This is a genomic window from Micromonospora echinospora (genome assembly GCF_014203425.1).
GTDB lineage: Bacteria > Actinomycetota > Actinomycetes > Mycobacteriales > Micromonosporaceae > Micromonospora > Micromonospora echinospora_A.
This window is the reverse complement of record NZ_JACHJC010000001.1, coordinates 273,326-284,573: the sequence shown is the minus strand read 5'-3', so window position 1 is coordinate 284,573 and position 11,248 is coordinate 273,326. Positions and strand designations below refer to the sequence as shown.

Annotated in this window: 9 protein-coding genes; 5 read left to right on the top strand and 4 right to left on the bottom strand. The window is 70.0% G+C overall.

Annotated features, from left to right (window positions below; all coding sequences use genetic code 11):
- Nucleotides 1-3: 3 nt before the first annotated feature.
- From FHU28_RS01310 to FHU28_RS01300, 3 genes are all read right to left on the bottom strand, one after another.
- On the bottom strand, nucleotides 4-177 hold the full coding sequence (locus FHU28_RS01310; protein ID WP_184680028.1) for a hypothetical protein: 174 nt from the start codon (nucleotides 175-177) through the stop codon (nucleotides 4-6).
- Nucleotides 178-455: 278 nt separating this feature from the next.
- Nucleotides 456-2,717, bottom strand: coding sequence for a hypothetical protein (locus FHU28_RS01305; RefSeq protein ID WP_184680026.1), 2,262 nt, complete (start codon nucleotides 2,715-2,717; stop codon nucleotides 456-458).
- Between the two features lie 10 nt (nucleotides 2,718-2,727).
- Nucleotides 2,728-4,773, bottom strand: coding sequence for a hypothetical protein (locus FHU28_RS01300; RefSeq protein WP_221453084.1), 2,046 nt, complete (start codon nucleotides 4,771-4,773; stop codon nucleotides 2,728-2,730).
- A 307-nt stretch (nucleotides 4,774-5,080) separates the two neighbouring features.
- On the opposite strand from FHU28_RS01300, the gene FHU28_RS01295 reads away from it, so the two are divergent.
- On the top strand, nucleotides 5,081-6,622 hold the full coding sequence (locus tag FHU28_RS01295; RefSeq protein ID WP_184680024.1) for a non-reducing end alpha-L-arabinofuranosidase family hydrolase: 1,542 nt from the start codon (nucleotides 5,081-5,083) through the stop codon (nucleotides 6,620-6,622).
- Nucleotides 6,623-6,636: 14 nt separating this feature from the next.
- Nucleotides 6,637-6,876, top strand: coding sequence for a DUF4287 domain-containing protein (locus FHU28_RS01290; RefSeq protein ID WP_311773498.1), 240 nt, complete (start codon nucleotides 6,637-6,639; stop codon nucleotides 6,874-6,876).
- 153 nt (nucleotides 6,877-7,029) lie between these two features.
- Here FHU28_RS01290 and FHU28_RS01285 read toward each other — a convergent pair whose 3' ends face one another.
- Nucleotides 7,030-7,563, bottom strand: coding sequence for an alpha/beta hydrolase (locus FHU28_RS01285; protein ID WP_184680022.1), 534 nt, complete (start codon nucleotides 7,561-7,563; stop codon nucleotides 7,030-7,032).
- Nucleotides 7,564-8,420: 857 nt separating this feature from the next.
- On the opposite strand from FHU28_RS01285, the gene FHU28_RS01280 reads away from it, so the two are divergent.
- From FHU28_RS01280 to FHU28_RS01270, 3 genes are all read left to right on the top strand, one after another.
- Complete coding sequence (locus FHU28_RS01280; protein ID WP_260413244.1) at nucleotides 8,421-9,779, top strand: sensor histidine kinase; 1,359 nt, start codon at nucleotides 8,421-8,423, stop codon at nucleotides 9,777-9,779.
- Nucleotides 9,746-10,414, top strand: a complete 669-nt coding sequence (locus FHU28_RS01275) for a response regulator transcription factor (protein ID WP_184680018.1) — start codon at nucleotides 9,746-9,748, stop codon at nucleotides 10,412-10,414. The genes FHU28_RS01280 and FHU28_RS01275 overlap by 34 nt, the downstream gene beginning before the upstream one ends.
- A gap of 158 nt (nucleotides 10,415-10,572) precedes the next feature.
- Nucleotides 10,573-11,244 (top strand): helix-turn-helix transcriptional regulator, encoded by a 672-nt coding sequence (locus FHU28_RS01270; RefSeq protein WP_116505527.1) that lies wholly within the window; start codon nucleotides 10,573-10,575, stop codon nucleotides 11,242-11,244.
- Nucleotides 11,245-11,248 lie beyond the last annotated feature (4 nt).

The window sequence follows — 11,248 nt, the reverse complement described above, 5'->3', positions numbered from 1 at the left end:
AGGTCAGATGAACGAGCCGAATTTCGCCGCCGGGATCCTGGTCTGATCGAGGTGAGCCGCCATCACCCGGCGCACGATGGGGGATATGTCCGCGGCGGAGAGCCGGTCGAGCGGCTCCGCGCGGACCTTGCCCAGCGACACCGGGGGCTCTTCCTGGCGCAAGGGTGCGGTAGTCATGAGTTTTCCTTAGGTTCGTGAATGCGCCGGCCGAGCACAGCAGCGACGCCAACTTAGTGGCTTTGGAGATCCAGCGCCATCAACCCTCCGGTGGGCAGACAGTGCTTTTTGGACGGTTCGCCGACCACCGGCATCGTCGTCGTCGGGGAGCGACCGTGGGGGCCCAATCTTATGCCCCTTTTTGCCCATCCGGGATGAATCGAAAGTCCGAATTCTTGCAGAAATCGTCCACCCCGATCCCCTGGTCAGCTGCGGGATCGGGGTGGACGAGCGCTCTCTCAGACGGCCGGGCCGCTCCCGGACGGCGTGCCGAGGCGGATGCCTACCTCGGCCGGCTCGGTCATCTGGTCGTACGCCTTGGTCCGGAGCCGGTTGGTCTGCACCTCGCCGTCGAGCAGCGCCGCCCGCAGCGCCTCCGCGTCGCTGATCTCCTTGGCGGTCACCGCGTCGGCCGCCGTGGTGGCGCCCTGCACCACCTCCAGGTGAGTGCCGTCGGTGGGCATCAGCTCGGTCCACTTCGCCAGGCAGTACACCCGCTCCGGCACGTCCTGGCACTCGGTGGTCAGCTCGGGCATCTCGTCGCCGGTGCCGAGGTGGCCGGTCCGGTACGCCGTCAGCTCGTCCACGAACGCCTTCAGCTCGTGCTCCACCTGCGGCGCGAGGCCGGTCGCCACCACCTTGCCGAAGATCCACCGCAGGGCGGTCAGCTCCATGCCGGGCCGCACCGGCAGGTAGAGCTTCGCCCAGCTGGCGTTGACGAAGTCGCCGGGGTCGCGCTCCGGGGCACGGGCGTCACCGCCGGACCACCACCCGGGGTACGACACGAACGACGCGCGCTCCCAGTCGAAGACCCGGTGCCAGAAGTCGATCTCCCACGCCTCGTCCCGCACGCTGGCCGGGAAGTGCGCCTCCACGATCTGCGAGACCATCTCGTTGACCGGCGAGAAGCCGGCCCGCAGCCGCGCCTCGAACTCGTCCCCCGCCGTCTGGGCCGCCGCCAGCGCCGCGTCACGCCGGTCCTGCCACTCCTGGAGATCGGTCAGGTAGCCCGCGACGAGCGCGTTGTACGCCGCGTCGTCGGCGGTCTGGTCCACCACCGTCGGGGTACGCCGGAACCCGGCCGCGATCTGCGCCTGCGCGCCGGGACCGCCCAGCCAGCTGGCCGCGCCCACGTGGATGCGGACGCGCAGGACCGGTCGGCCGTCCGCCTCCGTCACCACCGGCACACCGACGACCTGGGCCGCGATGGCGGTCGGCGGGCGGCGGGTGATCAGGTTGAGGTTCTGCCGGATCGTGTCGACGTTGCCGTCCCACTCCCATCCGGCGTCGAGGGCGACGTCGACGTCGTAGTCCGCGCTCATGTCACCCGTGAATCCCCACTTGTCGAGCGTGACCACGGGGGAGTACACGACGCGCGTCTCCACCGCTGCGGGCGCGCCACGCGGCGGGCGCTCCGGCTTCACCGGTATCGGGGGCAGTGCGGCGACCGCGTTGTCGCGGATCCGCTGCCGCCCGTTGACGATCTTCCGGGCGAAGGCGAACGCCGGATCCTTGATCGTGGGGGCCCAGCAGACCCGTGCGCCGTACCGCTCGTGGGCCAGTTCCAGCCGTTGCAGCACCTTGAAGTAGTGCAGTGTGATCGGCGTGGCCCGGTTCGGGTTGCGGACGGTGCGCTTCGAGGCCGACTCCGTACCCGTCTCGGTGACGAGTTTGAAGTCGGTCTTGTGCTGGGTGCGGTAGCGCGCGGCGACCTTCGACGTGGCGGTCCGGCTGTCCTTGACCGCGCGGCGGCTCGTCTCCTGGCTCGCCGCGGTGACGCTGCTGGCGAAGCCGATCGTGTGGCTGGCGTTGAAGGTGCCCCAGATGCCGGTCGGGCTGGTGTACTGGCCGGTGTGGCTCGCGTTGAGCCCCCAGGTGTCGGTGAGCGACTTCTGCCGCTCGAAGCCCTCCTGGAGTTCCGTGGTGAGCGCGCTGGTCAGCTCGACGTCGGTCTGCTGCTCCGACTCGTTCTGCTCCTCCAGGGTCAGCTCGCGCTTGGTGTAGGTGCGCTGCTCCAGCACCGCCTCCTCGCCAGGGGCGAGCGCCAGCGCGTAGACGTGCTCGCCGAGCGCGAAGCCCACCGGCCGGATCCGGGTGCGGTCGAGGAACGCGATGCCCACGTCGGACTGGAGCAGCCCGGCGAGGAACTCCGCCTGCTGGTCGCCGAGAAGCGTCTGGCGTCGCGCCGGCGGCTCCCGGTACGACATGCCCGAGTCGGTGCCGGGCAGAGCCTCGGTGGCGGCGTCCATGTCGTTCGCCTTCCACAGGTCGTAGAGGCCGAGTTGCTTGAGCAGGTGGGGCAGCCGGTCGCCGTCGAGCCCGCCGTAGCGGATCGCCTCGATCAGCGCCTGCTTGACGTAGAACGGCAGGATGGGCGTCTCGCCACCGCCGAACGTGAGCCGGACCGGTACGAAGTAGTTGGAGTAGACGTACCGGTCGGAATGCGCGGTGCTGAAACCAAGCGTCGCCGGATCGGCGTCGGCGACGACGACTCTGCCCATCGGTGCTCCTCTACAGCGGCAGGGTGAACAGGGAGTGCAGCCCCTGGTACGTCATCTCGTGCGAGGTGACGAAGAACCCGGGGAACAACTGACTGAGGGCGGCCTGCCGGACGACCGTCTCGCGTACGGCGTGCGCGGTCAGCTCTTCGAGACCGGCGACGACCTCTGCCGGCACACCGCCCTTGGCGGCCCGCTGGTACGCCTCCGCGATCGCCTCCCAGCGACCGTCGAACGTCTCCCCGAGGTCGTCGGCGACGGTGCCCCAGGTCTTCTCGAAGCGCTCCAGCTTGGTCGAGGAGGTCCAGTCGACGTTCGTGACGCGGGCCGCATCGGGGTCGACGAGCAGCAGGTCGGAACGGAGGTCCCCGACAGTGGTGGACGCCTTCCACCGGAACCGCTCGGCGAGGTGGCCGGCGAGGGCCTTCTCCGCCCCGGTCGCGGCCGGGTTGCCGGTGAACCCGACGAGGCGCAGCAGCAGGTCCCGGTCCGGGTGGCCGAGCAGCATCTGGGCGACCGTCTGGCGCAGCACCGCCTCGGAGCCGCGCAGCGCGGGCGCCAGTTCCGGATGGGCCGCGCGGACCGCCTCGACCACTGTCGCCAGCGACTTCTCCGCGAACGCCTCGAGGCCCGGTGACCGGCCGACGAGCTGGGCGACCTCGGCGGCCATCCGCCGGTGCACCTGCTGCCCGAGCCGCCAGGGCTGCGCCTGCCCGGCCTTGCGCAGCGCGCGGAACTCCTCGTACGCGGCGGTCTGGAGCGCCCGGTTGAACGCGGTGGTCAGCCGCTGCTCCAGTTGCCGGGCGATGGCCGCGCGCACGACGGCGGCCTGGATGTCCCGGGGTGTCTTCGGCGGCTTCAGCTCGCGCAGGTCCTCGACCCGCTTGATGATCTCGTCCAGCGCCTCGTTCAGTTCGGCGCGGGTCGCCGCCCGGCCGGCCGAGGACACCGTCTCGGACATGCTCGCCATCAGCACGGGCCGGCCGTCGAGGCTGACCAGCGCGCCGAGCCGGGTGCCCGCCCCGGCGCCCGCGAACGCCTCGGCGTGCGCCGCCTGGTTGAACACGCTCAGCGTCAGTTCGGCGTCGGCCAGCAGCACCCGGCCCTGCCGGAACAGCGCGTCGAGCACCTTCGGCGGGAAGAGCGTGCGCAGGACGGCCAGCCCCACCCGGGGCGTGGCGGCGATCGCGGCCCGGCCGATCGCCACCAGCAGCGCGGCCATCTGGGCGGTCAGCAGGCGCGCCTCGCGGGCGCCCGCGAGCAGCAGCGGCACGTACCGGACGGCGGCGCGCACCGCGACGCCGCCGAGCAGCCGGGCGAGATGTACCAGTCCGGTGAGCACCTGGTACAGGTCGCCGGCGACGCGCCCGAGCAGCCGGCCGGCGGCGAACGGGTCGAGGTTCTCCAGGTGCCGGGCGAACTCGGCCGCCCAGCCGCGCCACAGCGCCAGCAGCCGTTCCGGGACGGTTGTCGGGTCCAGCGCGGCCACGATCCCGGCCAGCGCCTGGCGTACGACGGTGGCCTGGTCGGCGATGCGCTGCACACCGGCGCGGGGATCGACTGTCAGCACGATGAGCGTGGTGAACTGTTCCTGCTGGAGCCGGCCGATCAACTGCACGAGCTTGCCGAGGTCGACCACCACCGTCGCGACGGACTCCCCGACACCCACCGCGAACCCGTCGAGGAACAGCTTCGGGTTGATCCCGTTCCAGGCCGCGTAGTGCCGCATCGCGTCGAGCAGCGCGGGGTCGAGGCCGAGCAGGTAGCGGCGGAACGCGCCGTCGGTGTCGACGTCGGAGGCGGCCAGGTCGAAGAACGCCTCGGCCAGCCGCAGTTTCGCGAGCATCGCGGTCAGGTCCCAGACGTTGTCGGTGGTGATGCGGCCGATCATCGCGGTCAGGACCCGGTCGCGGGTCATCGACCGGGTGGCGTGGGCGTCCATCCAGTACTTGACGGTCAGCGCGACGAACTCCACGCGCGGGTCCTGGGTGCGTACGCCGAAGACCGCGGCCCGGTCCTCGGCGGACACCCGCGGCACGCTGAACCAGTCCCGGATCATGACGGATTCGTCCGCCGGCTGCCCCAACTTCCCCACCACCCTCCAGCCGTGTGCACTGTCGGGCCGCGATGCGGGCGTCGCCAGTGCTGGGTCGACAAGCCGACATGGCCTCCGTGGCCCTCGGGTCCGGCATCCATCGACTGTTACGACTTGACGAACGACGTGTTATCGCTCACAGTCGATGGCACAGCGCGGCGGGAGCGACGGGTCGCCGAGCGGGCGCGGGCGGCCGGGTGGCAGGCCGGGTGTGGGGTCAGTGCGCCAGCGCTAATTGTTAGCGCTCACAAATGTGATCTGAGGGAGGAACATGTTTGCTTTTGGTAGATCCCCATCGACGGTTTCGCCGCCACGACGGCGCGGATGGCTGCCGCGAGTCGTCGCGACAGGTGCCGCGGCGCTCCTCGTCGGCGCCGGCGCCGTGGCGGTCGTGTCCGCGCCCGCCGCCGCCGCGAGCGTCGACACGAATGCCTGGTACGTCCTGGTCAACCGCAACAGCGGCAAGGCGCTCGACGTCTACAACCTGGCCACGAACGACGGCGCGCGAATCGTGCAGTGGTCGCGCAACAACGGCAACCAGCAGCAGTGGCAGTTCGTCGACTCCGGCGGCGGCTACTACCGGCTGAAGTCCCGGCTGTCCGGCAAGGTGCTCGACGTCTACAACTGGTCGACCGCCAACGGCGGCAGCATCGTGCAGTGGTCCGACACCAACGGGACCAACCAGCAGTTCCGGCTGGCCGACTCCGACAGCGGCTACATCCGCCTGATCAACCGCAACAGCAACAAGGTGGTGGAGGTGCAGGGCGCCTCGACCGCAGACGGCGGAAACATCGTCCAGTACGACGACTGGAACGGCGCCAACCAGCAGTGGCAGCTCGTCCGCGTCGACGGCGGCGGTGGTAACCCCACCACGGCGCCGCCCACGACGCCTCCGCCGGGTGGTACCTGCAACCTGCCGTCGTCGTACCGGTGGTCGTCTTCCGGCGTGTTGGCGCAGCCGCGCTCGGGCTGGGTGTCGTTGAAGGACTTCACAGTGGTGCCCTACAACGGGCAGCACCTGGTCTACGCCACCACGCACGACACCGGGTCGTCGTGGGGGTCGATGAACTTCGGCCTGTTCTCCAACTGGTCGCAGATGGCCTCCGCCAGCCAGAACGCGATGTCCTCGGGCACCGTGGCGCCGACGCTGTTCTACTTCGCGCCGCGCAACATCTGGGTCCTGGCCTACCAGTGGGGACCGACCGCGTTCTCCTACCGCACCTCCAACGACCCCACCAACCCCAACGGATGGTCCTCGGCGCAGCCGCTGTTCACCGGCAGCATCTCCGGCTCCGGCACCGGCCCGATCGACCAGACCCTGATCGCCGACGACCAGAACATGTACCTGTTCTTCGCCGGTGACAACGGCAAGATCTACCGCTCCAGCATGCCCCTGGGCAACTTCCCCGGCAGCTTCGGCTCCAACTACACCACCATCATGAGCGACACCACGAACAACCTGTTCGAAGCCGTGCAGGTCTACAAGCTGCAAGGCCAGACCCGCTACCTCATGATCGTCGAGGCCATCGGCTCCCAGGGCCGCTACTTCCGGTCCTTCACCGCCACCAGCCTGGGCGGCTCCTGGACCCCGCAGGCCGCCACCGAGTCCAACCCGTTCGCCGGCAAGGCCAACAGCGGCGCCACCTGGACCAACGACATCAGCCACGGCGAGTTGATCCGCACCACCGCCGACCAGACCTTCACCGTCGACCCCTGCAACCTCCAACTGCTCTACCAAGGCCGCTCCCCCAACTCCGGCGGCGACTACGGCCTCCTGCCCTACCGCCCCGGACTGCTCACCCTCCAGCGCTGAGCGCGTACCCCGAGGTGTGGAGAGCCCGGCCCGCGAACCAAGCGGGCCGGGCTCTCCGGCGTCTCGCCTCCGGCGTGATCGTCGGCTGGCTCAAGGACGAGTACGGCCTCGGACGGGGACACGCGATGGCTCTGGTCCACGTGATCAAGAATGGGACGAAGATCAGCGCCAAGCACATCGGCTCCACCGGCTCGCACCGCGACGACAGCGACACGCTGTGGCTGGACGGCAAGGCCGCCCGAGCCTCCGCCTAGCGGGTGTGGACAGCGACGCCTATCGTTCAGCCCATGGGAGCGATCAAGCCGTGGCACCTGTCCGTCCTGGCGATCTGCTGCCTCGTGCCGCTCGTCGCGGCGGTGGCGGCGGGGGTGTGGGCGCGGCGCCGGTCACGTGAGCGCCGCTGATCGTCAGCTGTCGACAGCGCCGGACCGGACGAACTCCTCCACCGCGGTGCAGACCCGCCCGAGCGCCTCGGCCGAGGCCGCCAACGGCCCAGGCACCATCATCGAGTGGTCGGCGTCGGCGACCTCCACCACGTACGGGGTGAGCCGGCGCGCCACCGCACCGTCCCAGACCCGGTCGGCGGTGCCGCCGGCCAGCAGGAACGGCGCGGTGGCCCGGCCCAGCGGCTCCCGTACCGCGGGGTCGGTCAGCAGCGGCGTCAGCCAGACCGCCGGAATGCCCCGGTCGGCGGCGAGCGGCGCGGCGAAACTGCCGAGCGACTTGCCCACGAGCAGATCCACACCGGCGTCGAGGACCGGGTCCAACTGCTCGGCGACCCACTCCGGCGCGCCGTCGAGGCGCAGATCGCCCAGCGACCGCCAGGTCACCTCGTGCACGTCGAAGCCGAGCCGGCGCAACGCCTCCCCGAGGTAGACGAAGAGCGGTCCCCGGGTGTCGTAGCCCCGTCCCGGAGCGAGTACCGCGCGCCGATCCGCCATGGTCGCCTGCCTCTCGTTCGATCGATGCGTCACGCTACTGCTTCGTCCGGAACGATGTTGTCCGCCGTTCCGGGACAGCCGCAGTGGCGAGTTGCGCTCGGGACGAGGTCACCTTTCGGGCGCGCAGTTCGGTCCTGTGCGGCGCATGGCCAGGCAAATTGCGGTCGGGCGGGTTTCAGATGGATGCCGATCACGCCTTGCCGGGATCGCCCGGACTACCTCTATTGTGTCGGCGCCCCGACATCTGGCTGCCGACGGTATGCGCGGGTTTGTTTCCTGGGAGTGGACGACAATTATCCTGATTGCTGGGATGCGTGCCGGCTTCCCGGCCGGCCGGGCTGTCGCGTGGCGCGTCGATCTGGCTGCCGAACTGCCCCGTCGTCGGAGCCTGCCCGCAGGGTGGAATTCGCTGCCGTGCGGCCGGGGCGGGACGGATAGGGAGGGCGTCGACCTGCTGCTACGAATGGAAGCCAAATACCCTCAGAATCATGGGTGATATCGGGCTGCGACTCATCGGGCTGTCCGGTTCGAGCGCTTGGGGTCGCTACGGCGGCTGTGGGTGAGTAATGACCGCTTTTGCGGAAACTCTTATGCAATTTACCTGCCCCCAATTAATCGGCGATGCGATAGTATTGACGCCGATCGAGGAGATCGATTCGGGCGGTCTGATCATCTTCAGGGATCGCGTCGCGATCGTCGAGCGACCGTTCATCGGTTCACCACCGTCCACCGGTCGGCTCCATCGGCTACCGACCGCGGAGGGATGATTGGTCCGGCTTCCGATGCCCGGCAGAGTCAGCCGAGTCGACGCGGGGCCAGCGTTGCGGGGCGCGGCTGTCGCGATGCTGGTCTGTGTGATGTTGGGCGGGAGCGTGGTCGCCGCGGTTCGGGTGATCCAGTCCGGTGACGCGGAGACCACGCTCTTCGTCGCGACGGCTCTGGCTCTGGTCTGTTCCTACGGCACCGCCGGGATGATCCTGATCGGGTCGACCGCCAACCCGGTGACCGGCACACTGTTCTTCACCGTCGCGATGGTGTGGCTGGCCCGGAGCACCGGGCCGCTGCACGGTGAGACGGGCACCGGAGTGGCCGCCGTCGCGCACCCGCTGATCTGGACTCTCCTGGTGGCCGTCCTGGTCACCCAGCCGCACGGCCGTACGCGTACCCGGGCGGATCGCGTCCTCCTGGCCGCCGCGCTCGCCGGGCTGCCGCTGCTGGTCATCGACAGCTATGCCGCTCCGGCCAGCCCGATCGACCCGTGCCTGGCCTGCCTTCCCGAGCCGGGCTGGGCCGCCGAGCCGTACGGGCCGGTGGCCGCGCGGCTGGTGGTCTCGGTGGTGGCGATCTGGCTCGCCGTCCACCTGATCAGGCGATGGCAGCGCGCGCAGCGGGTCGCCGCGCTTCCGGGCATCCTCCTCTGCGTGCAGGTGAGCGCCGCGGCGATGGTGCCTGTGTTGACCACTCCGCCTCATCTGGCCTGGCTGGTGAGTAATGCGGCAGGTGTGGTCCTGCAGATTCTGATACCGCCGTCGGTGCTGCTCGCCAACGCACGCGGCTGGCGGGCCGATGCCGCGCTCTGGGAACGTCGCTACGAGCAGGAGGCGCGGAACGGCCGGCACCGGGCGCGCAGCGAGATCGAACGGGACCTGCACGACGGCGCGCAGCTGCGGCTGGTCACCGCGACCCTGCTGGTGCAGATGGCGCGCCGGACGAAGCGGGACACCGCCGAGGCGGACGCTCACCTGGATGCGGCGGTCACCGAGTTGGGCATGGCACTCACCGAGTTGCGGCTGCTGAGCCGAGGGATGCGTCCGCCCGCGCTGGATCGGCGCGAGCTGCACGAGGCGCTGGCCGCCCTGACCACCAACACGCCGGTGACGGTGCGGATCGAGGGCCGGCCTCGCCTGGTTCCGCGTGAGGTGGCGGAAGCCGCCTACTTCGTCGTGGCGGAGGCGTTGACCAACGCGGTCCGGCACGGGGGCGCCTCGACGGTGGTGATCCGGATGCGGATGGAGCAGAACTGCCTGTACCTGGAGGTGTGCGACGACGGCTCCGGCTCGACTCGGACCCTTGACGACGAAGACTGTCTGAGTAACCTCTGCCGCCGCGCCGAAGCACTCGGCGGCCGGCTGGAGTTGGAGAGCCGACCCGGCGTCGGCACGACGCTGCGGACGGTGATCCCGTGCGCATCGTCATCGCAGACGACGCGGTGCTGATCCGGGAGGGCTTGTCGGCCCTCCTGCGGCAGGCCGGGATGACCGTGCTCGCGGCGGTCAAGGACGCGCACGAACTGCTGGACGCGGTGGCCGGGCACCGCCCGGACGCGGTGATCGTCGACATCCGGATGCCGCCGACCTACACCACCGAAGGGCTGGCCGTCGCCGAGCGGATCCGGCGGGACTATTCCGGCATCGCGGTGCTGGTCCTCTCCATGCACATCGAGACGGAGTACGCGCTGGCGATCGTCAACTCGGGCGAGGGTGGCGTCGGATATCTGCTCAAGGAGCGCATCCTCGACGTCGAGCAGGTGGTCACCGCGTTGCGTGAACTGGCGAGCGGTGGAGCGGTCATCGATCCGGCACTGGTCGAGGAGCTGATGGCCCGCCGCCGGACGGGTGGCCGGATCGACCGCCTGACCGTCCGGGAGCAGGAGGTGCTGGCACTGATGGCGCAGGGGTTGACCAACCGGGCGATAGCCGACCGTCTGCGGCTGAGCAGCAAGACCATCGAGTCATATGTGACGAGCATTCTGGAGCGGCTGCAGATCGACGCGGCGGAGGGTGTGCACCGGCGGGTACGGGCGGTGCTGATGTACCTCCGGTCGAACAGCTCCGCCGGTTGGGGGCCTTGAGGCTCCATACGAACGCCGGCCCGGGGTGAGCCGGTGAAATCCGGCTCGGCGAGGCAGGGATTTCCCGGTACCCGCGACGTTCGCCCATCGCTACCTTTCAATCACTGTCCGCTTGTCGCATGACCACGTGTCAGCGACGTCAACTCGGGGGAGAGTTGATGCAGAACGAAGCCGTGGATCCCGAGCCGAAGGTCATCGAGGCCGAGGCCGCCGGCTGGCGTCTGGCGGCGCGGGTGATCAGAGCCGCGCGCGACGAGGTGCTCGCGCTGATTCCGGCCAACTGTGCGCTGCTGTCCGATCAGGAGCCGGGCCGGACCTGGCCGCCTCTGGCCGGATGGTCCGGAGCCGCCCGGGTGCGCGTGGTGGTGGCCGGGGAAACCCTCCTGGACCGGGGCGCCCGGCTGCGGGCCCTGCTGGGCGTCCGGGCCGACGTGCGGAGCGGAAAGCACTCGCCGACGCTGATGGTCGTGCTGGACCGCAACCTGGCGATCGTGTCGCGGGGCGGGGCCACGTCGCCGCTGGCCGTTCGCTCGCCGACCGCTGTGCAGGCACTGACGACGATCTTTCACCACCACTGGTCCGAGGCGCGGGCGGACTTCATTGACCTTCACGGCAGGCTCAACCCGTTGCAGCGCGACGTGCTGCGGCGGTTGGCCGGCGGGGCCACCGACGACGTGGTCGCGCGGGCGCTGGCCGTGTCCACCCGTACCGTCCAGCGGCAGGTCACGCAGATCATGCAGATGGTGGGTGCCCGGAGTCGGCTCGAACTCGGCATCAAACTGGCCGTGCACGGCCTCTACGAGCGGCCCCCGCTGCGACAGGCGGTCTGAGGGA

What these genes read in the sequence shown, in the direction of transcription:
- FHU28_RS01310 (WP_184680028.1), bottom strand. Translation starts at nt 177, where the DNA reads ATGACTACCGCACCCTTGCGCCAGGAAGAGCCCCCGGTGTCGCTGGGC.
- FHU28_RS01300 (WP_221453084.1), bottom strand. Translation starts at nt 4,773, where the DNA reads ATGATCCGGGACTGGTTCAGCGTGCCGCGGGTGTCCGCCGAGGACCGG.
- FHU28_RS01305 (WP_184680026.1), bottom strand. Translation starts at nt 2,717, where the DNA reads ATGGGCAGAGTCGTCGTCGCCGACGCCGATCCGGCGACGCTTGGTTTC.
- FHU28_RS01280 (WP_260413244.1), top strand. Translation starts at nt 8,421, where the DNA reads ATGTTGGGCGGGAGCGTGGTCGCCGCGGTTCGGGTGATCCAGTCCGGT.
- FHU28_RS01295 (WP_184680024.1), top strand. Translation starts at nt 5,081, where the DNA reads ATGTTTGCTTTTGGTAGATCCCCATCGACGGTTTCGCCGCCACGACGG.
- FHU28_RS01270 (WP_116505527.1), top strand. Translation starts at nt 10,573, where the DNA reads ATGCAGAACGAAGCCGTGGATCCCGAGCCGAAGGTCATCGAGGCCGAG.
- FHU28_RS01285 (WP_184680022.1), bottom strand. Translation starts at nt 7,563, where the DNA reads ATGGCGGATCGGCGCGCGGTACTCGCTCCGGGACGGGGCTACGACACC.